This window comes from Patescibacteria group bacterium, assembly GCA_041661505.1.
Lineage (GTDB): Bacteria > Patescibacteriota > Patescibacteriia > Patescibacteriales > JBAZCA01 > JBAZCA01.
The window spans coordinates 14,633-40,118 of record JBAZUF010000006.1 but is presented as its reverse complement, the minus strand read 5'-3'; the positions used below and the strand labels follow the sequence as shown (position 1 = coordinate 40,118).

Genomic DNA, 25,486 nt, shown 5'->3' with positions numbered 1-25,486 from the left:
CACTGAATCACTCATTGCGGCTGTAAATGCTGGTATCGATTTTTATGGTTTTTTGGTTTTTGGTTAGGGAAAGAGATAAAAAAATATGCCCGTCCGTCCCCCAAAACTTCATATCCTCGGCGTATTCCCCGATAATATCATCAGAAAGGGATATTTCGCTGGGCGGGTTGCCATAAGCGTCGGTGCTGTTATGAGTTACGTAAACCGCCGGGTCATCATCAAAATAAAAAGCATAATGCTTGCGCTTTATATTCGAGCCGTCGATATAATAGCGAAGATAGGTAATTTGCGAGATGTTGTGGCCGTCCTGGAAGATAATTTCGTTAGAAGGCGGGTTTTCCGGGTCGGTAGCAACCGCCGGAAGGAGGGTTATAATCTGCACCGATTGGCGGACTTCCCGGGTAATCCGGTCAAGGCAGACGCGGATATTTTGAGTCAGCTCATTTTCCGTAGCTCCTTTATTATAGGCTTTTTGGGCTATTATAAAGCTTGAGCCGACCAGGATAATTACGAAAGTAAAAAGAAACATTGAGACCGTAATTTCCAGAATTGTAAATCCTTTTTCCGGGATGCGCATAATTATTTCTTTGAGATTAGGGAAGTGATAAAATAGCTCTTCTCTTTTTTGAAAATCGCGTCCTGGTAGAAGACCGTGACTATCGCTTTTTTTAGCCCGACGTCAGCCGCCGAAGAATTCAAATCCCCGTCAACTAAAGAAACGACTGTCTGGCGCTGATAGCCGGATAAATAATCATTAGGATCGGAAGACAGGCTATGCTTAGCCTCTATGGTTCCGGCGGCAATATCGTCATAATCAGCTGAAAAAAGCTCTTCCAATTTAGTCTGGGCTAAAAAAGCGGCTAAAGTCGCGTTCTCCGATTCGCGGTTAATCGACAAGCCTAAAGGGAAGGCCTGCATCAAGCCGGCAAAAGCTATCGAAATAATTAAAATCGATACCATTATTTCGATTAAAGAAATTCCTTTTTGGCCTTTAATTAGAGAGTTCGACATAACCGGACGGCTTGATATTGATTAATTGGTTTTTACTGTTCGTGTTGGTTAGGAATATCTGACCGACCGAGCCGGAAACTACTCCTCCGTATGAATTGAACCGGACCTGGGAAACCGTCGTGCTGGCCGCGTTAAAGCTTACGCTTAGCGGCAAGTCGACGCTTTTCACCGTAGTGGTGGCGGCATCAACTCTTAACAGGCTGTAGGAGCCGCTGGCAATGTCTAAGCTCACTAGATGGAGTACCTGCTCGGTAATAGTTAATTGCTGGGCATAGCGCAGATCGGCGGTTAAGCCCCTTGCCGCCGCGTTTAATTTTAGATTTGGCTGGAACTTATTTATATAAGGTATCGTAATCGCCGACAAAAGAACAATAATGCCGATAACAATTAAAATTTCATAAACAGTAAACGCGCGCCGGCGACTTGAAAAAAAATTACCATATTTCATACGGCGGAAGTCAAACTATACATCGGCGCGATTATAGCAACGGCCATAGCGCCGATTCCGCAACCGAGGACCAAAATTAAAATCGGTTCGATTAAAGAGGGGAGAGTCTCCATAATTTGGAACACTTCTTCTTCGTAGAATTGGGCCAGTTCTTCCAAAATACTGTCCAGTTCTCCGGTTTCTTCGCCGACCGCGACCATCTGCGTAACGAGCGGCGGGAACAAAGCGCCATAGCTGGACAAAGTGTCGCTTATTTTTCCGCCTTTTCTGATTTTCTCGCTTATTTGGTTTAAGGCGTCGCGGTAATACAGGTTGCCGGTTACGCTGGCGGCGATTTGGAAGGATTTAATTATCATTATGTCAGTTTTTAAAAGCGAGCTTAAAGTTCTTGAAAAATTGGCCAGATTTACTTTTTTTACGATTGGGGCTACCGTCGGCAGGCGCAGAATCAGATACTGGAATAAATATTTTCCCCGCCTGGTTCTTAACCCCAGCACCAATCCCGCTACTACGGCCACGAAAATTATGGCGCTTAATACGCCGTTCTTAACGATGCCGTTTGAAACAGCGATTAATATTCTTGTCGGCAGGGGAAGCTCGGCGTTAAAACTGGAAAACATATCAGTAATTTTCGGGACTATGAAAATAATCATGAATGATCCAATCCCGCCCATAGCGATTAAAACTATTACCGGATAAGCCAGGGCGCTTCTAACTTTTGACTTTAGCTCATAACTCCTTTTCGATTGGATATAAATTTGCCCCAAAACTTCTTCCAGTTTTCCCGATACTTCTCCGGCTTCAATCATGTTAATAAAAAGCTCGCCGAAAATATTTTTATAAGGCTCGAGGCTTTCATGGAAGCTTAAGCCTTTTTCCACTTTTAAGGAAACCTCGGTTAAAATATTTTTAAATTTTTTGTTAGTCGTCTGGGCGGATAAAGTTTTTAGGGCCGAAGAGAGGGGAATACCGGCCTTCAGCATCACGCCCAGGTTGCGGAGAAAAAATAATTTTTCCTTTCCCGGAACCGAGGAGATTTTTAAAAGGAAATTGTTGACCTTCTGGCCGGCGCTTTCTTTTGGCGGATTTTCCGGCTCGGTCTTAACGTTTTTTAGTGTAACTGCCATAGAATTTTTTTCGGTTTTATAGGCCTGTTTTTATTATTCGCGGGTTACCCGCAAAATTTCTTCGATAGTCGTAATGCCGTTTTTAGCTTTTATAAAGCCGTCTTCAACCATATAAAGCATGCCTTGCTTTGCCGCCTCTTCCTGAATTTGCGTTAGATCGGCTTTTTTCAAAAGCAGGTTGGAAACCGCGTCGTTAACCTCCAGCGTTTCATAAATCCCGATCCGGCCTTTGTACCCCGAATTCTTGCATTTAACGCAGCCTTTGCCGCGATAAAAGAGCATGGACTCAAGCCCTTTTTTAGCGTCAGCGATTACTTTTTCCTTTTCCAGTATCTGCAGAATATTATTTATGTTCAGCTGTTTTTTTATGTCATCAATCACTTCCGCGGTAAGGTTATAGCTTTGGATGCAGTTCGGGCAAATCTTTCGGACGAGGCGCTGGGCGATAATCAGATTTACGGTCGAAGCAACCAGGAAATTCGGCACTCCCATTTCTGAAAGCCGGGGCAGGGTAGTGATAGCATCATTGGTATGCAGGGTGGATAAGACTAAGTGGCCGGTCATAGCGGCATGGACCGCGATTTCGGCGGTTTCAGAATCGCGGATTTCGCCGACCATAATAATATTGGGATCCTGGCGCAAAAACGCGCGCAAACCCATGGCAAAAGTAAATCCGATTTTAGGGTTGACCTGCGATTGGTTAATGTGCGGCATCCGGTATTCAATCGGGTCTTCAATCGTGGAAATATTCACTTCCGGCTTGTTTAACATGTTTAGGACGGTGTACAGGGTAGTGGTTTTTCCCGAGCCGGTCGGCCCGGTTACTAAAAACATGCCCTGGGGCTTTCCCAGATTGGCTTTTACCATCTCCAGACAGCGGGTCTGCAATCCAAGCTGTTCTAAAGATAAGACCTGCGATTTTTCGTTTAACAGCCGCAAAACGATTTTTTCCCCGTCAAAAGTCGGGATAATGGAAACGCGGAAAGAAATTTTGTAATCGGCGTTTGAGATTTTAAAGCGGCCGTCCTGGGGCAGGCGGTGCTCATCTACTTTAAGATTGGAAAGCACCTTGATTCTCGCGTTAATTCCGGCCTGCAATTCTTTAGGTAGGGTCATTACCGTATTTAAGATTCCGTCGATCCGGTAGCGGACAATCAAATCCTTTTCTTCCGGTTCGATATGGATATCGGACGCTTCTTCGTAAATCGCGTATTCCAAAAGGGTATCAACCACCCGGACAATCGGCAAATCGGCCGCCATCTTTTTTAGATCGCCTTCGTTTTCTAAAAACTTCCCGTCATGAATATCGCCGAATTCGGCTTTCAGGCTTTTGTGGTAAGCCTTTAGAACATCCTCTATGCATTCCGGCAGGGTGAGATGAATCTTCGGCTCCAGTCCGGTTTTCTTTTTAATAAATTCGAACGTCTGGATATCGCTCGGATCAAGGCAGGCAATCATAATCTCTTTATCATTGGCGTCAAAGGAAACAACCCGGTGGGCGGAAGCGAGCGGCTCGGGCAATAAAGTTAAAATATCTTTTCTAACCGCCCGGTCTTTTAAATTGATAAAAGGGACTTTATAATATTTAGCGGCGCAGTCATAAAGCGAATTAACGTTTAGGATTTTTTTTTCAAAGAGGTAGTTTTCGATTTTTTTGTCTTTTTTGCGGGATTCATTTTCCACCTCGGCAAATTCTTTTTCCGATAAAATTTTATTGAACAGGAGAATTTTTTTTAGCTGGGGGTCTGTAAACATACCGAAAATTTTTTACGGCCTCATTCAAAACCCCATGCCGGAGAAACCCTTTGCCGGGGTGTTAGGCTTAATGAAATTATACCATAACTTCACCCGCCCTTCAATTTTTCGTAAATTTATGGTAGATTGTTTTTAGCGCCGTAAACTTAAATTATGCCGCCAAACAGATGAAAGACATCTTCCATTCGGTAAAATTGCCTGACTTCTATCTCCTTCGGCAGGCAGCGAAGGAAAATTTTCAGGATTGGCTGAATCTCCCTTATATAAAACCCCTTTCCGGGCTGGTTTTGTTATTTATCATTCTTAGCCTGGTTTTTTCATTCGCCATTATTAAAAGCTCCAGCCAAGACCTCTTAATCCTCCATTATAACGTAAATTCGGGAATCGATTTGATCGGCGGCTTAAACAAGCTTTATGTTATTCCGGTGCTCGGGCTGGTAATTTTAACGGCAAACGCAGTAGTTTCAATGATAGTTAAAAAGGATAGAAAATATTTTTCCTACCTCCTTATCTTTGCCAGCCTGGCCGCGAACGCCTATCTTTTGCTTTCATTAGGCCTTATTTACATTATCAATTTCAGATAATTTTTATTATGTCTGACTTCCAAATTATCCGGGCGCTTTTTTTCAGTTCATTCGCTTTTATTTTTACTATCGCCTGGACCCCGCTCTTTACTCATTTTGTCTACAAATACCGGCTGGGGAAGCAAATCCGGAACGACGGCTCGACGCCGATTTTTTCCCGGCTCCATGCCCATAAATCCGGCACTCCGACTATGGGCGGGATTTTAGTCTGGGTAACGACGCTCCTATTCGGCTTAGGCTTTTTTTATTTGGCCAAGCTATGGCCGCAAAATTTATTCGCCAGACTGAATTTCCTTTCCCGGTCGGAAACCTGGCTGCCTTTAGGCTGTCTTGTTTCTTCCGCGGCGGTCGGCTTATTCGATGACTATCTTGATGTGCGGCGGCGGGGCTATAAAAACCGGGGAATTAAATTCAGCCACAAACTGGCGATCTACGCGGTTATCGCCTTGGTCGGCGCGCTTTGGTTTTACTTTAAGCTAAGCTGGGACATCGTCCATGTTCCGTTTTTAGGAACTTATGCCTTAGGCGGATTTTACATTATTTTTTTCATCGCCGTTGTAGTCGGGACCGCTTTTGCCGTTAACCAAACCGACGGGCTAGACGGGCTGGCCGGCGGCATATTATTAAGCTCTTTTACCACTTACTCAATTATCGCGTTTATCATGGGCAAATACGACTTGGCGGTTTTTTGCGCCGTAATCGTCGGCGCGCTCTTGGCCTTTTTATGGTTTAACATCAACCCGGCCCGCTTTATTATGGGCGATACCGGATCAATTTCCTTGGGTATTACTTTAGCTTTGGTGGCCATATATACCAACACGGTTTTCATCCTGCCGTTTGTGGGGCTGGTTTTTGTCATCGAAGCCGCCTCAACTATAATCCAAATTCTTTCCAAAAAATTAAGGGGCGGAAAAAAAGTATTTATATCCTCTCCGTTCCACCACCACCTTGAAGCCCTGGGGTGGAGCGAGCCGAAAATCGTCATGCGCTTTTGGGTGATTGGCTGGGTTTCAGCCGCCATCGGCCTGATAATTTTTGTTCTGGACAAGCAATTTTAGGCAACAGAGGGCCAGTCTGCCAGCGAATGGAGCGGATAATAATTTGCCCGGTCTTGGATTAAAAACAACCATGCCAATATTTCGAAATAAAAACGACTTCGCAAAGCCGGACGGCCGCTTTCAGGGCGACAAAGTTTTTTTAATTTTGGTTGGCATTCTTACGCTATTCGGCCTGGTTTCTTTAATGAGCGCGTCTTCCGCCTCGTCTTATTTAAAATACGGAGACAGCTATTATATTGTCAAACATCAGTTAGAGGGGATTTTTTTGGGCGTTGTTGTTTTTTTAATTGCCGCCAAGGTGAGCTACGGCTACTGGAAAAAGAATGCGCACTTAATGCTGATTTTTTCCATCCTTCTCCTCCTGCTCGTTTTTGTCCCCGGGCTCTCGGCCCGCTGGGGCTCGGCCCGGAGCTGGATTAATGTTTTTGGTTTTTCGCTCCAGCCCTCCGAATTCGTAAAAATTTCATTCTTATTATATCTGGCCGCCTGGCTGGAAAAAAGACAGGGCAAGCTAAAAAATATCCAGGAAGGAATTTTGCCTTTTCTTATCGTCATGGGGGTTATCGCGTTTTTGATGATCCTTCAGCCGGACATCGGAACCCTCTCCATAATCGGCGCGAGCTCTCTTATAGTCTATTTTGTCGCGGGCGGGCGAACCCGGCACATCGCGACTATAATGCTTGTGGCGGCGGTTTGCTTGTTTGGCTTATTGCAGGTAAAAGAGTATCAAAGGAATCGCTTCCGCTGCCTTTTAAATCCCCAATACGATACCCAGAACGTCTGCTACCAAACTAACCAGGCGCTGATTGCCGTCGGTTCCGGCGGATTCTTCGGCCGGGGTCTCGGCGCTTCCAGGCAAAAATTTTCCTATTTACCCGAGCCGACCGGCGATTCAATCTTTGCCATTATTAGCGAAGAGACCGGATTTATTTTTAGCGTTTCGCTGGTTTTGATGTATTTGGCAATATTTTACCGCGGTTTTAAAATCTCGATTAACGCGCCGGACGGGTACGGAAAAATTTTGGGCCTGGGTTTAACAAGCTGGCTAATCATCCAGGCTTTTGTTAATATCGGAGGAATTATTAATTTAATTCCCATGACCGGCGTCCCTTTGCCGTTTGTAAGCTACGGCGGGTCATCGATTATGGCGGCCATGGGCGCCGCTGGCATAATTTATAACATCAGCAAATACTCAAGGCCGGCTTAAAATTAATAACTAACGATTTCTAATTCCGCCCGGCGGAATAATTAAACAAACCAGGATGAAGATCGCTATAGTACACGACCATCTGGGTTTTCGCGGCGGCGGAGAAAGAACAGTCTTGCTTCTCGCTCTGCGCCTTAACGCGGACTTTATTACGGCCTACGCCCATCCGGATACTTTTTCCGAATATCAAAAAAAATTGGGCCCGCGCCTTGCCCCGCTCTCAAATAAAATTATCGGGGTGCGGGTTGTCCGCTTTTTTTGGCTGCGTTATTTATTTTGGAATAACAGGGAATTGTTTAAAAAATACGATTTATTGATTGCTTCAGGCCAAACCGCTACGGAAGCGGTAGCCAATTACGCGAAAAAAACCGCGGTAAAAATCGTCTACACTCATTCGACTCCGCGCCGCGTTTTTGATCAATACGAATTATCCCGGAACATGTATCCCATGTATCTCCGTCCGGCTTACGCGGCCTTTGCCCGCTTTTGGAAATGGCTTTATTTAAGGGCCGTAAAAAAATTCGACATCAACATCGCCAATTCGGAAAATGTGCGGAAAAGAATAATCGCCCATACCGGAGGCGATGCCAGCTGTGTCATTTGGCCGCCGATTCTAACCGCTGAATTTAAGTGGCGGGGGCAAGGGGATTACTTTTTATCCTGGGGAAGGGTGGATGAGGCGAAAAGAGTAGAGTTGATAGTCAAAGCTTTTAAGAAGATGCCGGAACAAAAATTAATAGTCGCATCCGGCGGGCCGCGTTTAGAAATTGTCAAAAAAATTGCCGAAGGCGCGCCGAATATCACCGTCCTTGGCTGGATAGACGACGAAAAGCTCAAAGAACTGGCCGGCCGCTGCCGGGCGGCGGTTTACATTCCGATAGACGAGGACGCGGGGATTACGCATCTGGAAGCTAATGCGGCCGGGAAACCTTATTTAGGAGTCCGCGAAGGCGGCCTGGTCGAATCGACTGTTGACGGCGAGACGGGAATTTTAATTAAGGCCGATCCGGGCGAAGAGGATGTAATTAAGGCGGTCAAAACCATGACGAGCGAATGGTGCCAGTCCCGCCGCAAGATATGCGAAGACCACGCGAAAAAATACGACGCCGAAGTCTTTATGCGAAGATTGGAAAAAGTTGTTTCCGACAATAACCCCGAGCGGCCGGTTTTAGGAGTTGACGCCTCGCGTTCGGAAAATCCTAAATATCCCGGGGAGGGGAGGCGTACCGGAGTTGAAGTATATTCGAAAAATTTAATCGACTGCCTGATTCCGGCGGCAAAAAAAGCCGGAATCCGCCTGCGCCTATACGCACCGTATACGTTGAAGAATTTACCGTCAGAAATCCAAAAAGTCATTCCGGCTAAAAGAAATTGGACCAGGCGCGCGCTGGCCGGCGAACTAAAATATTCTCCGCCGGATTATTTTTTTACTCCAGCCTATTATATCCCGAAAAACGCTCCGAAAAACAGCTTTGCCGCGATTCATGACGTAATTTTTAAATCCAATCCGAAAAAATACTCATTTTTCGAAAGGCTCGCCCAAAGCTACGCGCTGAACCGGAATTTAAAAAGGGCGAAAAAAATAATCTCTATTTCCGAGTATTCAAAAAGCGAAATTATTAAGTGGTGCTCTGTGCCGCTGGACAGGATTGCCGTCATTCCTATGGCCTACACCCCAAAAAAAAATTTAAGCCGGAATAAAAAAAGAAAAAATCAGATAATTTTTATAGGGCGCCTTGAAAAAAAGAAATCCATCGACATCTTAATTAAGGCCTTTTATGAATTTAAAAAAGGCCATGCCGGCTGGAATTTAGTTTTAGCCGGCAAACCGGGTTATGGATATGATGGCCTTTTAGCGCTTATATCCCGGCTTAACCTGCAAAATCAAATAACTTTAACCGGTTACTTAGAGGAAGAAAAAAAGTGGCGGCTATTGGCCGAATCGGCCATACTCGTCCATCCTAGCGCCGATGAAGGATCTTCAATTACGCTTTTTGAAGCTTGGGACGCAAGAACGCCGGCCATTGTTGCCGATATTCCCGTAATGCGCGAGAACGGAAAAGACGCGGCTTTGTTTTTCGCGCCGGGTAATAAAAATGACTTAGCCGATAAGATGTCTAGTTTATGCGGTAATGACAACATGCGCTCCAGCCTGATAGAAAAGGGAACAGCCAGCCTTTATGATTTATCGTGGACGAAGGCAGCCGAAGATATCCTTGGAATTATTTTAAAATGACAATTTTGTCGGTTGTAGTAGCACACATGCCAAAAAAGATAAACTGGGTGAATCCCGGTTTTTTGTTTAATTTAAGCCAAATCCAAATGGCAGAAAAAGGCTTGATCATTTAAAACCTCTTAAGCTAATACATGTCCAGGATTCTACACGCGTTTGTTAGGGTCCTTTTTTATTGTCTAAATTAACGCTAAAAACCCTTTTGCATTAGTTATACTTATGTTATAATTAAGAAAATGCGCTCAAAGGTGATTGGGATTTTTTGTAATTGAAAATTTTCCTAAATTTTTTGGAAATAATGGCAAAAAATTATAAAAATTGGGAAGCGTTCAAACCGGCCGATAAACCGTCGAAGTTTGTTATTGACTTAAAACCGCGGGAAGAAGTAAAAAGCCCGGGACTATTAAATAATATTAAGGGCAAATTCGTAAGAAGCGGCACCGGGTATAAATTACCGAATTGGAAATTTACATTGAACACGGACTGGGTGAAAAAGATACAATCTTCGAAACTGCGCCGGCTGGCAGTGTTCAGCTTTATCATCTTTTTTTTCCGGTTGCTTGCGGCTGGCTTGCGGCTGGTTTTCTTTTTGTCATATGCCGCCGGATGGCTGATGGTATTTTTCATCAAACTTTCTTATAACCTGGTTTACTATTTAATCAGCCCGGCAGTAAGCTTGTCTAGCTGGAGTTTTGAAAAATTCGCCCGCGGGACGCTTTTTACCTTTAGGAATTTACCAAAAATCGCCAAGCATGGAATTTTATTTCCCTTCGGGCTCTTAAGATATCTGGCTGGCCCGATCAGGCGTTTACCGACATATCTTTTTAAGGAAGTTAAAGGCAGGAAGCTGTCTTCCGAAAAACTAGCTTGCCATAACGAGTTGCCATCAAGAAATGAAAAAATCCGTGATGAAAGCACCTGCCAGATAAAATCATATGCGCCTGCCCAAAAAAAAGAAAAATTCCAGTGGAAATTATTAATGCCTAAGTTTAAAAGAAGCTCCTTTCGACCGGCTTTTTCTTTTTTGGCTTTAATAATAATTTTAATTCTGCCGGTAAAGGCCTTTACTTTTTACCAATCAATGAACTTGCCGGCCGCCAAGGCAAAAGTTCTCGGCGTTTCGATTGACGCTTTCGGCAATATGGTATCGGCGGGAAAAGCTCTCGGCGGATTTAAGTTTAACGAAGCCGAAGATAATTTTTCAAAGGCCAGCGAAAATTTCCTGGCCGCCGAAGCTCAAATTAAAGGCATTAACGACGGATTTTTGGTGCTAGCCGGGTTAATTCCGGACGAAAATATAAAGCTAGCTTCTGAATCAAAAAATATTTTAGCGGCCGGACAGATCGCGAGCGCCTTGGGGGGCAGTTTGTCAGGGGCGATGGACATTCTTTTTTCAGCGGCGGGGAATAATGAAAGAAAACCGATAATCGATATACTGCGCGAATTTACCCCGAAAATTTCCGAGGCCCGGGATTTGGCCGTTCAGCTGGATCAGGTAGCCGGCAAAATAAATCTGAATAATATCCCGGATAATCAAAAAGACAATTTTGTAAAAATGAGCAAAGCGGGGAAAGAAACCGCCGGGATGCTCCAGGATGTAGTAGAATTATCGGGGACGATGACTAAGCTATTGGGCGGCGAAGAAAAAAAGCGCTATTTGCTCATTTTCGAAAACAATGCCGAGATGCGCGGATCCGGCGGGTTCCTGGGCAGTTTCGCGATTTTGGACCTGGATAAAGGAAAAATAAAAAAACTTGAGGTGCCGCAAGGCGGCGGATATGATACCAAGGGGGCGCTCTCAAAGCTCGTCCGGGCGCCGGAAGCGATGCATATTTTGGGGCCAAGGTGGTACTTTTGGGACGCCAACTGGTGGCCGGACTGGCCGGCTAGCGCTAAAAAGCTTGAATGGTTTTACGAAAATAGCGACGGGTCAACGGTTGACGGCGTAATCGCCCTTACGCCGACAGTTTTGGAAAAGCTTTTAAAAATTACCGGCCCGATCGACTTAAAGAGCGAATACGGCGTTATAATAGAATCGGACAATTTCTGGACAGCAACCCAATCGATTACCGAAGATCCGGAACAAAGGGCGACTGGCAAGCCGAAAAAAATAATCGGGGATTTGATGTATAAGATGATGGATGAACTGCCGAAAAAAATATCCAAGGATAATTTTATCGAACTGGCGCAGGCGCTTGAATCCAGTTTGAATGAAAAGCAAATTCTAACTTTTTTTAACGACAGCCAGTTGCAGGAGGAAGTTAAAAGATACGGCTGGGACGCCGGAATATCCGCTACTGCCGGCGATTATTTAATGGTAGCTAACGCCAATATCGGCGGGCAAAAAACCGATAAAGCCATAAAAGAAACTATAAGCCACAAAGCCGAAATCGACAAAGAGGGGAATATTATCGACACCTTAAAAATTATTCGGGCGCATTCGGGCGCGCCTGGCGAAGCTTTCACCGGTTCGCGGAACGTTGACTGGATGCGGATTTACGTGCCTCTTGGTTCAGAGCTTTTGGAAGCTTACGGCTTTGACCCGGTTGACCAAAGCCTTTATAAAGAAAGCTATGTTAGCCTTACCGATGACGCGGATGTTTTAAAAGGCGAGGGTTCGGGACGGACTGATCCCAATTCAAAAACTAAAATTTACAATGAGTTCGGAAAGACGGTTTTTGCCAACTGGTCGCAAGTCGATCCCGGCGAAACGATTGAGATAAATATAAAATACCGCCTGCCTTTCCGGATAGCCGAAAAGGAAAATGAAAAAAATTGGAAGGAAATCGTCCTGGCTTTCTTTAACCCCGGCCAAACGTCCCTTTACCCATACAGTTTAATGGTTGAAAAACAGCCGGGAAGCGTTAATACTTATTTTAATTCAATTTTGAGCCTGGACCCCGGTTTTAATGTTAAATGGAAATACCCCGAGAACCAGCCGGCAGAAAACACCGGCTGGAGCGTTGGCGCAAAGCTTGATTCAGACAAATACTGGGGAGCAATCCTGGAAAAAAAATAATTTCTAAAAATATTTACTAAACAGAAATTTTTTTCAAATTTACCATTAAATTTAAAAATATGTGGAAGAAAAAAAATCTTGACTCTAAAAATTCAGCCGCCCCGGTACCGGCGGAAAGCGCGGAAGCCAAAAATGAAGAAATAAATGAAAGCCTGGTTGAAATTTATGAAGGCGATAATGGCGAAATGGTCGACGTAAAAAAATTCGACATAAAAAAAGGCCATGGCGCGGTTTTTTGGTCAGTTGTTCTTATCTCGGCCCTGGCTATTTCGTCGCTTGCGGGCTGGCTTTATTACGATTATGTCAAAAAGGCTCCGGCTAATGAGCATTTTAATTTGGTAATAACCCCCAGTAAAGACATGGTAATGGCCGGCGAAGAAGTAGAAATAGTTCTTTCTTACAAGAATCTGGAAAAAGTGGATATAAAAGCTTTGGGAATCCGGGCGGTTTTTCCGGAAAATTTTGTAGTTTTGTCCTCCAATCCGGAAGCGGTTTCCGCGTCCAGCACGAAAAATTACTTGTGGAAAACTGAAAGCCTTGGCCCCAACGGATCAGGCGAAATAAGGGTGAGGGGAAAAATATTCTCGAAGGCCGGCGATAAAAGCTCAATCTACGCGGAAGCGGCGTATGTTCCGGATAATTTTTCTTCCGAATTCAAAAAAACCGCGGTTTTTGAAATCGCGGTAGCCGGAATTGGAATTGATTTTAACTTCGACAATTTTTCCAGTGCCCTAATCGGCGAAGAAAACACGATTAATGTTAATTTTAAAAAACAGGATGAAAACTACCTGGACAATTTTACTATGGCCCTGAATTCCCAAAACGGCAATTTAGAAATTGTCTCCGGCCCTTCTCTATTAAGCTGGATCAAGGTTTCATCAACCTCGCCCAATGAGTGGAGGGTAGGGGAATTATCCAGTGAAGAAAGGCAATTCCCGGTTAAGTTTAAGATAACCCAAAAGAAAGCGGATACCGACCAGCTTACCGCTGTCATTTCGACTGAATACGGCGGAATAAAATATCCTATATTCGAAAAACAGTTTAGCTTTGATGTTATCAAGGGCGATTTGTCCTTAAATCTAATCATCAACGGTTCAAAAAATGACCAGGGAGTGAACCTCGGAGATGATCTAAACTACCTTTTGAGCTTTTCTAACAAGGGCGAAACCACCTTAAAAGACGTCGTTATTATGGCCGTTATTGACGGCGGCGCGATTGACTGGGCCGGGCTATCTGATCAAAACAAGGGAAAAGTGAGCGGCAATACTATAAGCTGGTCGAAAAACGAAATTCCCCAGCTTGAATCCGTCGCGCCGGGGAGTGAAGGGAGCATTGAATTTAAATTAAAGGTTAAAGACCGGATAGGCGCAAGCTCTTCAGCTGAAATTAAAAATTACGCCCGCTATAATGTTTCCGGCAGCCAGGGAGAAAAAGATAATGTGAGCAATACCATAATAAACAAGGTAAACAGCCAATTGAATTTTACCGAAAAAATCCAGTACTTTAATGACGACAACCTGCCGGTCGGAACCGGACCGACGCCGCCCAAAGCCGGAGAAGCAACGACTTATAAAACTACCTGGGCTATCGGCGGAAACATCCATGAATTATCCGGCACTAAAGTCGAGATGGCATTGCCGGATGGGGTAAGTTACGCGGGAAAGAGCTACTCGAATGTCGGACAGATTGAGTATAATGACGCGGAAAGAAAGATTACCTGGAACGTCGGCCGTCTTCCGGTTTTAAGCCAGGACTTAACGGCTGAATTTTCTATCGGCGTTTCACCGGTTGAAAGCGACAAAAACAAAATCATGGTTTTATCGGCCGGATCGGTTGCGAGCGGACTGGATTCGGAAACTAATTCTTCGGTTTCAGGCACTTCTAAAGCCAAAACTACAAAATTAGAAGATGACGAAATCGGCGCGTCAGACGGGGTAGTTAGATAACCGTAAAATAACCTTAAACAATGTTTCAATTAACTAATACTGACAGCCAGGGAATAAGGCATGGACGCGTACATACGCCGCATGGTACTTTAGAAACGCCGGTCTTTCTGCCGGACGCAACCCGCGGATACGTAAAAACTCTGGACAACCGCGACTTAACGGAAGCCGGAGTAGAGGCTATGGTGGTAAACACTTACCATCTATTTTTACAGCCTGGAACGGATATTATTAAAAAAGCGGGGGGAATACATGAATTTATGGGCTGGACGAGGCCGCTTGTTTCCGATTCGGGCGGCTACCAGGTTTTTTCTTTAGTGCAGAACCTGGCCCGGAGGAAAAACGGCAAAAAGCCCCTGGGAAAAATTTCCGACGAAGGAGTATATTTCCAGTCTCCGGTTGACGGCAAAGAGCATTTGCTAACGCCGGAAAAATCCATAGAAATCCAATTTGATTTAGGGACTGATATAATTGTCTCTTTTGACGACTGTCCGCCGAACGAAGCGGAAAAAAAACAAATTGAAAAATCAGTTGAGAGGACTATTGCCTGGGGTGCGCGCTGCCGCGAGGAATATTTGAAGCAAATTAAAAAAAGAAAAATTCCCGCCGCCCGCCGCCCGCTTGCGATTGCCGTAATCCAGGGCGGGGAGTATAAAGACTTAAGAAAAATTTGTTTTGACGGGCTTTGCGCGGCCGGCTGGGACGGCTACGGCTTTGGGGCAAGGCACGTTAACAGCCAGGGGAAATTTTTAAAAGGGATGCTAAAATATACGGCCGAACTGATTCCGGAAAATAAAATCCGCTTTGCCCTCGGCATCGGTACGCCGAATGACATCCTCCAATGCGCCCGGCTGGGATATGATATGTTTGACTGCGTCATCCCGACCCGGGAAGGGCGCCACGGCCGCCTTTTCCAGGCTAAAGAAGGGGAGTTGCTAAGAAGGGGTAAAATTTACTATAATGGTATTAACATAACCAACAGCCGGTACAAAAAAGATTTTTCTTCGGCCGGACGGCACAAAAAGGCTTATCTTTATTACCTTTTAAAAAATAATGAAAGCCTGGGGCAAAGAATCGCCAGCATAAACAACCTTTCGTTTTACGCCGGCTTGCTTGAATCCTTAAGAAGGAAGTATAATTAATTAAAATATTTTAATAATAATTCAGATTCTTTTTACGCGAATTCAGGCGGAAAAGAATTAACACTATGGCCAACATATTCAAGAGCGGAGGGAAAAGTTTAAGCGCCGCGTCCGATGGAATGGATGCAAAAGCCAAGGCAATCGACTACATTATTTTTTCGTGCCTGGCGGGAATATTTCTTCTTTGCCCGCTGTTTTTCACTGGGCTGGTTTCCCAGGGAGTAGGCTTTGAGAAGATGATGCTTTTTTACTTTTTAGTTTTAATCGGCGTTGTCGCCTGGGTTACTAAAGGGGTGATTGTGGGTGAATTAAAAATCAAGCGGACTCCGCTTGACTGGCCGATTTTAGCCGCACTGGCCATATTTTTGGCTTCTACTTTCTTTTCCATATCGAAAAAAGATTCGCTTATCGGAACTTACGGCAATCCGGCCAAGAGTTTTTTAGCCGTTGTCGCTTTTGTTCTTTTCTATTATCTTCTGGTAAATAACATTACCCGCGCGCGGATAAAGAAACTGTTTTCGATATTACTGGCATCTTCGGGTCTGATTATTATTTATTCGCTCTTACAGCTTTTTAAGATTTATATTTTGCCTATAGGCATGACCAGAACCAACAGCTTTAATCCAGTTGGCTCACTAACCGGCTTGACTATGTTTCTTGTAATAATCATGCCCCTATTAGTTGTTGCCATCGCCCAAGCGTCAAAAATATTCCCGAAATTGAAAGCCGGCGCTCAAATCGCCTTAAAAATCGGATTAGGTTTGATACTTCTGGCTGACATTATTTCGCTTTTCCTCTTAAACGGTTTTACTTACTGGCCAGTAGCGATTGTATCTATTGTGGTGGTGTTAATGTTTTTCCTCTCAAAAATCGTCCCAATTACCAACAACTCACTCATTATTCCGGTCGGAGTCTTTCTCTTATTAATCGTTTTTCTGGTTTTGGGGAATTTTAACTTGGTTAACCTTAATTTGCCGGCCGAAGTGAGCCTTTCGCGCAGCGCTTCCTTTGATATCGCCAAATCCAGCCTGAAAAAATTCGTTTTCTTAGGCTCTGGTCCGGGCACATTTTATTATAGCTTTTCCAAGTTCAAAGGCGGGGAATTCAACCTCTCGCCTTTATGGAACGTCCGGTTTGATTCCGGCTCTGGCGCGCTTTTTGAATTAGCGGCTTCAGTCGGGGCGCTGGGGACGCTCGCGGTAGTCGCTATCGGCCTAATCGTAATTTCCATGATATTCATGGCCTTATTGAAAGCGGAAAAAAATGAGGAGTCGCATATCCTGCTTGCCGCGTCCGCCTCTTTTATCGCGGCCCTGATATACGCGCTCTTATTCTCTTTAAACAATTCCTTGATAGTATCTCTCATGATCGTTTCCACTTTTACGATTGTAACCGCTATCCATATTTACCCGGAAAAGTTTAAGAGCCTCAATTTGTCCTTCCGCACCTCGCCGAAATTCGCTTTGGCCCTGGCGGCCGTATTTTTAGGGGTAACCGCCGGAGTGGCCGTCCTCTTTACGATGGGCGCGAAAATTTATATTGCCGACGTATACGCGCAAAAGGCCCTGGCCGCCCCGAACGCGGACCAAAAAATCGAACGCTTGAATAAAGCCGTCGCCCTTTCGCCTTATCAGGATATTTACTACCTAAATCTGGCCAACAATTACATGGCCTTAGCCAACCAGGAAGCTTTAAACGCCAAAGATCAAAATAAAATCCAGGGCTATTTAAGCTCGGCGGTCAATTCCGGAAAGCAGGCAATTGAGATAAACCCCAACCAGGCCGGCAACAACGAAGCTTTGGCTCTAATTTACGAGAACGCTAGCTTTTATACCCGCGGCGCCCTGGAATGGGCGGAAAACCTGTATAGCAAGGTGGCTGAATTAGAACCGGATAATCCGGTCCCGTATCTGCGCATGGCTTTAATCAACATGGCCCGAGCGAACGCCCAGACTGAAAAGTCCGAAAAAGAATTTAATATCAATGAAGCCATTAAAAAATACGATGAAGCGATTGCCAAGAAAAATGATTTTGCCGCCGCTTTCTACGGCAAAGGAATTGCTTACGAAACGCTCGGCAAGAACGATGAGGCGATTGAACAATTAAAAAGCGCGGTAATTTTCGGCAACAATAACGCCGACTACCAGTTTGAATTAGGCCGGCTTTACTTTAATCGCGGCATCTCCAATCCGAATATTTCCCAAAACGCCTCAAAAGATATTGCCACCGCCGATGTAAATAATACCCCGGCTGATGAACAAAATTTAAGCGTTGACGCTGGTTCGTCCGCCAACGGCGCGGTAAAGAAGAATGAAGATTTAACTAACTCCGAAAATCTCTTCTTAGCCATCCTCCAGCAAAACCCGAGCCACGCGAACGCCTTATACAGCGTAGCCTTGCTTTATAAAAAAATCGGGGAAACCGATAACGCCAAGCTGGCGGTCGGAAAGCTTCTGACAATCGTAACCGATGAAGCGACCAAAGAAGCGGTTAAAAAAGAATTCCCGGGGATGTATTAATATCTACTCTTATGGAATCACCAAAACAAGAAAAGCCCCCAGCACCAACTCTAAAAAATGACAAGGAAAAACGTGATTTTCATAATGTCCCATCCCTTTATTTATATCATAGCTGTCTTGCGTTGCTTAATGATTCATTTGGAGAACCCCTTAGAAAGAATATCCAGGTGGCTGAAGACGTATTAAAAGAATTAGATGGCAGGGAAGTAAAGAATGAAAATATTATACAACTTCTGCGGGAAGCTATTGAATACGCGAAAAAACGATCGGAATCGGAAAACGAATAACATGATTAATATTAACAGGGTATTTTAGAAATAAAATACCCTGTTTTATAATTTGTAAAAATTGACTTATTTAGGTAGAATTACTATATGAAACTCCAATTATATAACACCCTAACCCGCAAAAAAGAGGAATTTACACCCATACAGGACAAAAAGGCCGGGCTTTATACCTGCGGGCCGACGGTTTATAATTACGCCCATATCGGGAACTTAAGGACTTTTTTATTTGAAGATGTTTTAAAACGGGTTCTCGTCTATAACGGCTACAAGGTAAAGCATGTTATGAACATTACCGATGTCGGGCATTTGACCGGCGATCGGGATATGGGCGAGGACAAAATCGAGACTGGCGCGAAAAGGGAAGGAAAAACCGCCTGGGAAATCGCCGAATTTTATACTGAAGCGTTTTTAAAAGATTTGAAGGCCTTAAACATCCTTCTGCCGGATATAATGCCTAAGGCTACGGATCATATTAAAGAGCAGATTGAGATGATCAGCGCCTTGGAAAAAAAGGGGTACACATATATTACCTCGGACGGCGTCTATTATAATACTTCCAAGTTTAAAGGCTACAACCAGCTTTCCCATAAAAATTTAAGCACTTTAAAGGAAGGCGCCCGGGTGGAAAAAAATGACGAGAAGAAAAATCCGACTGATTTTGCTTTGTGGAAATTTACACCCAAAGAGGTAAAACGGCAGATGGAATGGGATTCGCCGTGGGGAAAAGGCTTTCCGGGCTGGCATATCGAATGTTCGGCTATGAGCGTTAAGTATTTGGGCAAGCAATTTGATATCCATTGCGGCGGGGTAGATCATATCGATATTCACCATACTAACGAAATCGCCCAAACCGAAGCCGCTACCGGAGTTGCGCCCTGGGTTAAGACTTGGATGCATGGCGCTTTTTTAATAATCGGCGGCGGAAAAAAAATGGCTAAAAGCGAAGGGAATTTCCTTACTTTAGAAAACGCCATTATAAAAAAAGGTTTAAATCCGCTGGCCTTTAGATTCGCCGCCCTTCAAACCCACTACCGGAAACCCATGGAATATTCCGAAGAATCCATGCTTTCCGCTCAAAAAGGCCTTCTTCATTTATATAACCAAGTTAGAGAATTTTCACGCTTCAAAACTAAAAAATCAATTAACGCAGAATACAAAGAAAAATTTTTACGGGCTATAAACGATGATCTTAACATGCCCCGGGCTATGGCGGTCGTCCAGGACCTTTTAAAATCCAAAATTACCGGGGAAGAAAAAATGGCAACTGTTATGGATTTTGACAAAGTATTAGGCCTTAATTTAAGCCGCGCGCTTTCGGAAGAAGAATCCTTGCCGGATGACATCCAGGCTTTAGCAGATCAGCGGAAAAAAGCCAGGGAAGAAAAAGACTGGAAAAAATCCGATGACTTACGAGATAAGCTTAATTCCCTTGGATACTCCGTCGAGGATGCGAGCGCGGAAACGAGAGTTAGAAAAATTTAATTATTTAATCATATTGTATGCCTCTTCTTAAAAAAGTATATCTGGCAATCGGCATAATCGCGGTGATGTTTATCGCCGGGATTGCGATTATCCAGCTGTCCGGTAAAAATTCTTCGAACGTCCTCAATTTCACCAAAAATAAAATTTCCTTAAAAGCCGCTTTCGCGAGCGTCGGGAGGAACGCTTTTGATTTAAAAAGCGTTCAAGCCAATAATTTAGCATTAAGCACGGGCGGTGCCGCTGGCATTACAAGCTCTAATAGCGCGGAAACGCAGACTAAAGCGCTTTCTTCAATAACTCCGACGCCTTTAATTAGCCAAAGCGGGTCAGGCGCTGTTAGTTCGGCTCCGGCGGCGGATAAATCTATGGTATGCATGCCTGATGAAAAAGGCGGGTGCGTCTTGCCGCCCCAGCTTAACTACGAATATGTATACAAAGGGGAGGACATAAAAATAACTGCGGCTGAAATGCCGGTCTATAAGCGAGTTAAAGGCTTTGGCCAGTCAATCAGCGCGGGCGATATTTTTTCAAATTTTAATTTTGACGGAGTGAACCTCCAAAAATTCCAATCCGCTAGCGTCGACAACGTGAACCTAATAGAAAACCGGGATTACGGCTTTAGCGTTTACATAAATTTTACCGAAGGCAATTTTTCCTTTAACCAAAATTGGCTAAAATGGCCGCAGCCGGGTGATAAGTGCCGGGACAAGGCCTGCTGGAATTCGATTAGAGTTAAAGAGTCTGACTTGCCGTCGAATGATGAGGCGATAAAAATTGCCGATAATTTCTTAAAGGAATACGAAATTAAGCTGGACGGATTCGGGCCGGGCGAAGTGCAGGATGACTGGAAAATTTATTACGCCAACACTGCCAATAAAGCTGATTATTACTTCCCGGAAACGATTAGCGTTATTTATCCGCAGATGGTCAACAGCCAGCCGGTATTTGACGAATGGGGCAATAAGCAGGGCGTGAATATATCAATAAGCGTCCGCGATAAGCGGGTCAGCGGGGTTTGGAATTTAGCTTCGCAAAATTACCAGACTTCCTTATACGCGGTGGAAACTGACCAGGCGAAAATACTGGAACTGATGAAAAATTCCAATAGTAGCGGCGGAATTATACCAATGCTCTACGGAGGGCGGGAAGATGACAGCCGCCCAGTTTCTAAAACCAGGCAAATTGAAGTCGGCACACCGGCTTTAGGCTTAGCCCGTATGTGGATATATAAGAACAATATAAGCGACGAATTATTGGTTCCGGCCCTGATTTTCCCGATAACGAAAAACGAAATTCAATACTTTAACCAAAAATACATTGTCGTTCCTTTGGTTAAAGAAATAATTGACCAGCGGAAGGAACAAGACGGCGGCGGGCCGGTAAGGATTATGGAGGGCACGTCGTCTTCCGGGCCGACCGGAAGTCCGGACGTTCAAGTTCAATCATCGCCGTCCGCGGCTACCGCGCCAGTTGAATCCGAATAATCCGGCCTGCTGGGAAAATCCAGAAACTAACGGGCAAAATAAGACTTGAATATATCCGAAGGGCGGAGTATAATTATTATTACTTAACAACTCTATATAAGTAAGGGGGTATGACAACAATATTAACAGAAGATTTAACGCCAGAACAAGAGAACGAGCCTGTTACCAAAGGTTTTTTTAAACGGGAGCTAAAACAAGTACTAAAGAGCGAATTTGAAGATTTTAGCCAAAAGATGTTTAGGACTTTTGCAACCAAGGATGATATAAAGGATTTGGCCACTAAGGATGATTTAAAACAGTTTAAGAATGAGATACTTGAAGCGGTTGACGGCATTACCAAGGATTATAAGAACCATAAAGAAGAACATGACATGAACAAGGCCGCTCACGATAGATTTGAAGAAAGAATTACCGCGGTTGAAGTAAAGACCGGAATCAAGCCGGCCACAGCGTAGAACCAATAAATAATAAGAGAAAAGCCCGCCGGGTAGTTTGGCGGGCTTTTTGTTTGAGGTTCCAAGCGCATTCGGCTCATAGTGCATATCTCCATTTTATTGGCGATTCCACTTTGGCCCGGCTGGCCACAAGGCAAAGATCTTTGTGGATGCATCCAGCCTGGTCGCAGAAATAGGCCGGAGGAGTCCTCTTGCCGTAGCAATCAGGATTGCCCTCCTTTTGCTGCACTATCCTTCGAACTCTTTGCCTTATCACAGCGGAGCACTCATCACAGTGCCCATGGCTGATAAAAATGCCTAAATATTTAAGGCATTCCGTCGGCAGGTGCAGCCTACTTATCTCTCTGGCGCAAATTTCCTGCGGTGTTGTGCCACCGTTGGGGGCTGAAGGCCAGGCCCGGTAGCAGTGCTCACACTGGGTAATCAGCTCGCTGTACTTATTGCAGAGCGTTCTAAATTCATCGAGAGGGAAGCTTAGCTCTTCCTTCACCTCTTCTTGAATAATCACTATTACAGCTTCCTTCTCTTCCGGTTCAAGCACATCCATATTCATGGTTTATCCTCCTTAAGATCGAAAGATCGTTGATTATATTAATGTTCAAAGTGGTAAGAATGAACTTTTTCAGCTACAAGTACAAGAATAGTAAGTACTTAGATAAGGAAAATTAACTGTATATTAAAGCATATTTTTGTAAAATATGCAAGAGTTTCAAAAAATGAGTTAAAGCCATTTTTTCTTTTCAAAAAATAAAAGCATGCCTATAGAGCCGAAAAGCATCAGGGCGATAATAATCCAAAAGCCCTGGGGGTGGGAAGCCAGCGGCATGCCGTTTAAATTCATGCTAAAAACCGTCGCGAACAAAGTTAACGGGAAAATGATTACCGAAAAAATTGTAAGGGTTTTCATAATATCCGAAAGCCGGTAATTCATAAGCGACTCGTAAGTCGTATCGTAAATCATAATCATCTCTTTTTGGTTTTCCAGTATTTCCCAAATTCTTACTGAACCGTCAATCAGTTTTTTATAATAACCGCGGATCTGATTGGCCGGAACCAGGCTGGATTCCATCTCCATAAGCTTGCGCAGTATGTGCTTATGGTTTTGCATAATTTTCCGAAAGTTTAAAATGTTCCGGCGCAGTTCTAAAAGTTTAAAAATTGACTCTTTTTCCACTTTTTCAAAAATTATTTCCTCGAGATTAGAAATATCGTCCGCGGTTTTGTCCAAAAGCGGAAAACAGGAATTTAAGAGCCGCTCTAATAGTTCGTAAAGCAAAACTGCTGACGATTCATACTGGTAAGTAAGGGTTGAAGCGCCGTCTTTCTTGCATAAATTGTAAAAATCGTTCAAGACGCCGACATTATTATTGTGGATAGTAATAAGGAAGCCGTGTCCGACAAAAAATTCTATTTCCCCGGGGTAAATCGTGTTATAGAGGACGGTGGGGAAGTGAAGGATTATAAAGAGATAATCGGCGCCTTTTTCAACGACGGGCCGGTTGGTGGTTTTATGGGCTAAAGAGGAGCGCAGGTGGGCTAGATCAAACTTGTATTTTTTCCTTAAATATTCTATCTCATCTTTCCCGGCATTGCAAACATTAACCCAGCGGACCTTGTTATTTTTGGTCTTGGGATTATCGATTTCAATCTGGCTGATTTTAGGAGTAAGTTGCCGGAAGCGCATTGATTAACACCTTATGTGGATAACTATTGTTATTATAACACCCATTAAGTCGGATGAGAAGGATTTATAATAGCCGCCGGCAAGGGGCGCATTAATTATTTCAGCCGGGTATGGTATAATACCGGCATGAGCAAGAATATCCTGGAACAAATAGCTGAAGCGCCTTCAATCGCCTTGGAAAGAGGCCTGGAAAAAACCGAAGAGCTGGAAAAAGAATTGATTTCCAAAAAGCCGGTCCGAGCGGCCGAAGCCTATTGGCGCAAACTGGGGCCGGGTTTGACAACCGGCGCGGCCGACGACGACCCGTCCGGCATAGCCACCTATTCCCAAACCGGAGCCAAATACGGCTTCCAGCTTTTATGGCTGGCGCCCCTAACCTTTCCTTTGATGGCGGTTATCCAGGAAATGTGCGCCCGAATCGGCATGGTTACCGGCCGCGGGCTGGCGAGAAACATTAAGCTTTATTACCCCCGCTGGGCCATCATGTCCGTCGCCTCTATCTTGTTTTTTGCCAATACTTTTAATTTAGGAGCTGATCTTGGAATTATGGCCAAGGCCGCCCAATTATTCATCCCTAAAGTAAGCTTTTTCTTACTGGTAGCCTTCTTCACCCTGGCTTCGCTTCTTCTCCAAATCTTTACCGCTTACGCCCGCTATGCCCGCTACTTGAAATATTTAGCTTTGGTTTTATTTTCTTATGTCATATCCGCGCTCTGCATCAGCCTGGACTGGAGGGAAGTATTAGGGCACACGGTTATGCCTTCGCTCACTTTTTCCAAAGACCAGATTTTTCTAATTTGCGGAATTTTAGGAACGACTATTTCGCCCTATCTATTTTTTTGGCAGTCATCGCAAGAAGTTGAAGAAGAAATTTTAAGAGGCAATAAGACCGTCAAAGAGCGGCGCCGAAATACTACGCGAGAAGAAATAAAAAGAATGCGGGTGGATGTCTGGTCCGGCATGTTCGTTTCCAACCTGGCTATGTTTTTCATTATTGTCGCCTGCGCCGGCGCCCTGTATAAAAACGGCATAACCGATATTGTTTCTGCCGATCAGGCGGCTTTGGCGCTTAGGCCTTTTGCCGGCGATTTAGCCTACTATCTGTTTGCTTTGGGCATACTGGGGGTCGGTTTGCTTTCGGTTCCGGTTCTGGCCGGCTCTGCTTCGTACGCGCTGGCGGAAAGCTTTGGCTGGAAGACCGGTTTGTACCGGAAATTAAAAGACGCGCGGGCTTTCTACGGCGTGATTATTATTTCCATGATTTTAGGTTTTTTATCCAATTTTATCGGCATTGACCCCATTAAATTCCTTATCTACGCCGCGGTTTTTAACGGAATCACCGCCGGTCCGCTTCTCTTTTTCATTGTCCGCTTGAGTTCTAAAAAAGAGGTTATGGGCAAATTCAAAAGCTCCCGCCTTGCGACCGCGATCGGCTGGCTTACGGTAATAATTATGCTGATCGCCGGCGGCGCGACTGTAATAAGCATGCTTATTTAATTTTGTCATATTCATACTTGGCTTTATAAAAATTATGTCCGAATCAAATAAATTAAACAATGCCAGCCGAAAATTGGAAAAGCCTTCAATAAAAGAAACAAAAATTCAAAAAATATTAGAGTCCAGGGAAAAAACCTTTTTGCCGGAATTGCCGCGGGAAAAACCGAAAGAAATAAACCCTACCGAAACCGGGCCGGTAAAATCCCGCCCAAAAATCGCGCCCGGCAACGGTTTGGCGGACATTTCCAATCTGCAAAAAGCTAAAAAGGCCAAGCAAAAAGAAATCGAAAAAATCATGGAAGAAAACGTCGAAGAAATTTATATGAGCCTTCCGCCGGATAAGCAGATCCGATTCAGGGCCGAGGGAGAAAAAGCCGCCCATGAAATTAATGATTTAATTGATCGGGGAAGGGCGACCTTAAAAAAAGTAATTGAATTAATAAAAAAGTGGCTTTCCGCCGTTCCCGGCGTCAATCGGTATTTTTTGGAGCAGGAGGCTAAGATTAAAGCCGACAAAATAATGGAAATGAAAGACAATTAATCGCGCGGAC

Annotated in this window: 21 protein-coding genes; 14 read left to right on the top strand and 7 right to left on the bottom strand. The window is 44.3% G+C overall.

The features are described from left to right. Window positions 1-7 precede the first annotated feature (7 nt). From WC715_05505 to WC715_05485, 5 genes are read right to left on the bottom strand one after another with little or no spacing between them, the layout of a single operon-like run. Window positions 8-577, bottom strand: a complete 570-nt coding sequence (locus tag WC715_05505; GenBank protein ID MFA6171873.1) for a type II secretion system protein — start codon at window positions 575-577, stop codon at window positions 8-10. A gap of 2 nt (window positions 578-579) precedes the next feature. Beyond that, on the bottom strand, window positions 580-1,011 hold the full coding sequence (locus tag WC715_05500) for a type II secretion system protein (GenBank protein ID MFA6171872.1): 432 nt from the start codon (window positions 1,009-1,011) through the stop codon (window positions 580-582). After that, window positions 992-1,459 (bottom strand): GspH/FimT family pseudopilin, encoded by a 468-nt coding sequence (locus WC715_05495; GenBank protein MFA6171871.1) that lies wholly within the window; start codon window positions 1,457-1,459, stop codon window positions 992-994. The genes WC715_05500 and WC715_05495 overlap by 20 nt, the downstream gene beginning before the upstream one ends. Next, complete coding sequence (locus WC715_05490; protein ID MFA6171870.1) at window positions 1,456-2,586, bottom strand: type II secretion system F family protein; 1,131 nt, start codon at window positions 2,584-2,586, stop codon at window positions 1,456-1,458. Before WC715_05490 ends, WC715_05495 begins: the two co-directional genes overlap by 4 nt. A gap of 33 nt (window positions 2,587-2,619) precedes the next feature. Next, window positions 2,620-4,341: a GspE/PulE family protein gene (locus tag WC715_05485; protein ID MFA6171869.1), complete on the bottom strand. Its 1,722-nt coding sequence runs from the start codon at window positions 4,339-4,341 to the stop codon at window positions 2,620-2,622. 167 nt (window positions 4,342-4,508) lie between these two features. Here WC715_05485 and WC715_05480 point away from each other — a divergent pair, with 167 nt between their 5' ends. The 12 genes from WC715_05480 (at window position 4,509) to WC715_05425 (ending at window position 21,754) form a co-directional block, all read left to right on the top strand. After that, window positions 4,509-4,925, top strand: a complete 417-nt coding sequence (locus WC715_05480; protein ID MFA6171868.1) for a hypothetical protein — start codon at window positions 4,509-4,511, stop codon at window positions 4,923-4,925. 8 nt (window positions 4,926-4,933) lie between these two features. Next, window positions 4,934-5,983 (top strand): phospho-N-acetylmuramoyl-pentapeptide-transferase, encoded by a 1,050-nt coding sequence (mraY, locus tag WC715_05475; protein MFA6171867.1) that lies wholly within the window; start codon window positions 4,934-4,936, stop codon window positions 5,981-5,983. A gap of 70 nt (window positions 5,984-6,053) precedes the next feature. Continuing rightward, the gene (ftsW, locus tag WC715_05470) at window positions 6,054-7,190 is read left to right on the top strand and encodes a putative lipid II flippase FtsW (protein ID MFA6171866.1); all 1,137 of its coding nucleotides are present in this window, start codon (window positions 6,054-6,056) and stop codon (window positions 7,188-7,190) included. 55 nt (window positions 7,191-7,245) lie between these two features. Continuing rightward, window positions 7,246-9,426: a glycosyltransferase gene (locus tag WC715_05465; GenBank protein MFA6171865.1), complete on the top strand. Its 2,181-nt coding sequence runs from the start codon at window positions 7,246-7,248 to the stop codon at window positions 9,424-9,426. Between the two features lie 295 nt (window positions 9,427-9,721). Beyond that, entirely contained in the window at window positions 9,722-12,442 is a 2,721-nt protein-coding gene (locus WC715_05460; protein MFA6171864.1) for a DUF4012 domain-containing protein, read from the top strand. Between the two features lie 59 nt (window positions 12,443-12,501). Then, window positions 12,502-14,388 carry a hypothetical protein gene (locus WC715_05455; protein ID MFA6171863.1) on the top strand — a complete coding sequence of 629 codons (1,887 nt, stop codon included), beginning with the start codon at window positions 12,502-12,504 and terminating at the stop codon, window positions 14,386-14,388. Between the two features lie 20 nt (window positions 14,389-14,408). Next, on the top strand, window positions 14,409-15,527 hold the full coding sequence (tgt, locus tag WC715_05450) for a tRNA guanosine(34) transglycosylase Tgt (protein MFA6171862.1): 1,119 nt from the start codon (window positions 14,409-14,411) through the stop codon (window positions 15,525-15,527). A gap of 65 nt (window positions 15,528-15,592) precedes the next feature. Continuing rightward, a complete protein-coding gene (locus WC715_05445; protein ID MFA6171861.1) occupies window positions 15,593-18,046 on the top strand; it encodes a tetratricopeptide repeat protein in 2,454 nt (817 codons plus the stop codon). Window positions 18,047-18,057: 11 nt separating this feature from the next. After that, window positions 18,058-18,333, top strand: a complete 276-nt coding sequence (locus tag WC715_05440) for a hypothetical protein (GenBank protein ID MFA6171860.1) — start codon at window positions 18,058-18,060, stop codon at window positions 18,331-18,333. Window positions 18,334-18,420: 87 nt separating this feature from the next. Further along, complete coding sequence (cysS, locus tag WC715_05435) at window positions 18,421-19,815, top strand: cysteine--tRNA ligase (protein ID MFA6171859.1); 1,395 nt, start codon at window positions 18,421-18,423, stop codon at window positions 19,813-19,815. Between the two features lie 17 nt (window positions 19,816-19,832). Further along, window positions 19,833-21,299: a hypothetical protein gene (locus WC715_05430; GenBank protein ID MFA6171858.1), complete on the top strand. Its 1,467-nt coding sequence runs from the start codon at window positions 19,833-19,835 to the stop codon at window positions 21,297-21,299. 110 nt (window positions 21,300-21,409) lie between these two features. Continuing rightward, on the top strand, window positions 21,410-21,754 hold the full coding sequence (locus WC715_05425; protein MFA6171857.1) for a hypothetical protein: 345 nt from the start codon (window positions 21,410-21,412) through the stop codon (window positions 21,752-21,754). 76 nt (window positions 21,755-21,830) lie between these two features. Here the strand turns inward: WC715_05425 and WC715_05420 are convergent, their stop codons facing one another. Beyond that, window positions 21,831-22,301: a hypothetical protein gene (locus WC715_05420; GenBank protein MFA6171856.1), complete on the bottom strand. Its 471-nt coding sequence runs from the start codon at window positions 22,299-22,301 to the stop codon at window positions 21,831-21,833. Between the two features lie 174 nt (window positions 22,302-22,475). Further along, entirely contained in the window at window positions 22,476-23,438 is a 963-nt protein-coding gene (locus tag WC715_05415) for a magnesium transporter CorA family protein (GenBank protein ID MFA6171855.1), read from the bottom strand. A 126-nt stretch (window positions 23,439-23,564) separates the two neighbouring features. On the opposite strand from WC715_05415, the gene WC715_05410 reads away from it, so the two are divergent. Both WC715_05410 and WC715_05405 read left to right on the top strand, forming a co-directional pair. Then, complete coding sequence (locus WC715_05410) at window positions 23,565-24,935, top strand: divalent metal cation transporter (protein MFA6171854.1); 1,371 nt, start codon at window positions 23,565-23,567, stop codon at window positions 24,933-24,935. A gap of 34 nt (window positions 24,936-24,969) precedes the next feature. Then, window positions 24,970-25,476 (top strand): hypothetical protein, encoded by a 507-nt coding sequence (locus tag WC715_05405; GenBank protein ID MFA6171853.1) that lies wholly within the window; start codon window positions 24,970-24,972, stop codon window positions 25,474-25,476. Window positions 25,477-25,486 lie beyond the last annotated feature (10 nt).